General features: G+C 39.3%; 2 protein-coding genes. One reads left to right on the top strand and one right to left on the bottom strand.

Annotation, left to right across the window (positions count from 1 at the left end):
- Window positions 1–181: 181 nt before the first annotated feature.
- Complete coding sequence (locus Q0L68_RS19720) at window positions 182–1,231, top strand: NAD(P)-dependent alcohol dehydrogenase (RefSeq protein WP_296705954.1); 1,050 nt, start codon at window positions 182–184, stop codon at window positions 1,229–1,231.
- Window positions 1,232–1,285: 54 nt separating this feature from the next.
- Here Q0L68_RS19720 and ruvB read toward each other — a convergent pair.
- The coding region (gene ruvB / locus Q0L68_RS19715) for a Holliday junction branch migration DNA helicase RuvB (protein ID WP_296705953.1) at window positions 1,286–2,262 on the bottom strand (977 nt) is incomplete at its 5' end.

Here is a 2,262-nt window from a genome sequence, read left to right as displayed (position 1 = left end):
GTGAAGACTTAACTTGGTATCTTGACAAAGAAGCCGCTAAAGATTTAGATTTTTCTGAAGAATAATAAGAGGAGAAGATTCCTGAACCTCGGCCTAAAAACTATTTATTTTCAGGTTAAACAACTTAAAAAAGTATCCTTTTGTAATTGACATTAATTAGAACCTTTAACCATAATTTTTCATGACAAACGTAAAAGCATATGCTGCAAAACATGCAGATCAACCTCTTGGTCCATTTGATTTAATAAGAAGAACACCGGGGCCAAAAGATGTAGAAATAGAGATTTTATATTGTGGCGTTTGCCACTCGGATATTCACATGGCTAGAAACGAATGGGGAGGAACCATATTCCCTATTGTTCCAGGACATGAGATTGTTGGAAAAGTGATTTCAGTTGGATCTGAAGTAAGTAAACACAAAGTTGGTGACACCGTTGGCGTAGGTTGTATGGTCGATTCCTGTGGAAAGTGCGGCAGCTGTGAGGAGGATTTAGAGCAATTCTGTGAAAACGGAATGTCAGGAACCTACAGCTCTTATCTTCAAGATAAGAAGACGATAACCTATGGAGGTTATTCCACCCATATTGTAGTTACTGAAAAGTTTGTGCTTTCCGTATCAGATAAGTTACCAATTGAAGGAGTTGCACCTTTGCTTTGCGCAGGAATTACGACTTATTCTCCTTTGAGACACTGGAATGTAAAAAAAGGAGATAAGGTAGCCGTAGTAGGATTGGGTGGATTAGGCCACATGGCGGTTAAACTCGCTGCGGGTATGGGAGCTGAAGTCACTATGCTAAGTAGATCTCCTGAAAAAGCAAAAGACGCAGACTCTCTTGGAGCTCATCACTTTGAACTTACTACAAATCCTGAGAATCTTAAAAAGTTAAAGGGTACTTATGATTTGATTATCGATACTGTATCTGCCTCTCATGATTATTCTACCTATTTGAATTTATTGAGGACAAATGGTGTGATGGTTTTAGTTGGTGTACCACCTACTCCAGAAACTATCCATGCTACATCATTGATTTTTGGTAGAAAAAGTCTTGCTGGATCACTAATCGGAGGGATCAAAGAAACCCAAGAAATGCTTGATTTTTGCGCTGAGCATGGAATTGTTTCGGATGTAGAAGTGATCGCTATGGATCAGATAAACGAGGCTTATGAGCGGACAATTGCAGGAGACGTGAGATATCGATTTGTAATTGATATGGCTACTTTAAAAAAGTAATTGGTCCATAAAAAATGAAAAAACCGACTGAGAAATCAATCTCAGTCGGTTTTTTTATACCCCGTCAAACAACCCTCCCATTCCTTGGGTAGGCTTGATATTCAAATGTTTGTAAGCAAGTTCTGTTGCCATTCGACCCCGGGCAGTACGCTTCAAATACCCTTCTTGTATCAAAAAAGGTTCATATACTTCCTCTATTGTTTCTGCTTCTTCTCCACAAGCCGTAGCGATGGTACTCAGTCCAACCGGTCCTCCTTTGAATTTTTCGATAATGGTCATTAAAATTCGATTATCCATTTCATCCAACCCATTCATATCCACATCCAAAGCATCAAGAGCAATCTTAGAAATTTCAAGTGTAATGGTTCCATCCCCTTTTACTTCAGCAAAGTCACGAGTTCTGCGTAGAAGCATATTTGCAATCCTAGGTGTACCCCGACTTCTTCTTGCGATTTCAAAAGCCGCCACCTCATCGATTGGGGTTTGAAGAATCCCTGCTGAACGACTAACGATATCTGTCAATAGTTTTGCATCATAATATTCCAATCTGGAATTGATCCCAAAACGAGCACGAAGTGGTGAAGTCAATAAACCAGATCTTGTTGTAGCACCTATTAATGTAAATGGACTTAGGTTAATTTGTACAGATCTCGCATTTGGTCCAGAATCAAGCATAATATCTATTCTGAAATCCTCCATTGCAGAATAAAGATATTCCTCTACAATCGGATTAAGCCTATGTATTTCATCTATGAATAACACGTCACCCTCTTCCAGATTGGTAAGTAAACCTGCTAAATCGGATGGTTTGTCCAATACAGGCCCAGAAGTGATTTTTATTCCTGCCTTTAATTCGTTAGCAATGATATAGCTTAAAGTCGTCTTGCCAAGCCCAGGAGGTCCATGTAGCAAAACATGATCAAGCGGTTCATTTCGTTTACTGGCAGCCAGAACAAAAACCCGCAAATTCTCAACAATTTTGAATTGTCCTGTGAAGTCCTCAAAACTTAAAGGGCGTAAAGCTTTTTCAA

The sequence above is a fragment of the Algoriphagus sp. genome (genome assembly GCF_024642405.1).
In the GTDB taxonomy this organism is placed as follows: domain Bacteria; phylum Bacteroidota; class Bacteroidia; order Cytophagales; family Cyclobacteriaceae; genus Algoriphagus.
The sequence above is the reverse complement of the archived record's forward strand: the minus strand, read 5'-3'. Positions and strand labels throughout refer to the sequence as shown.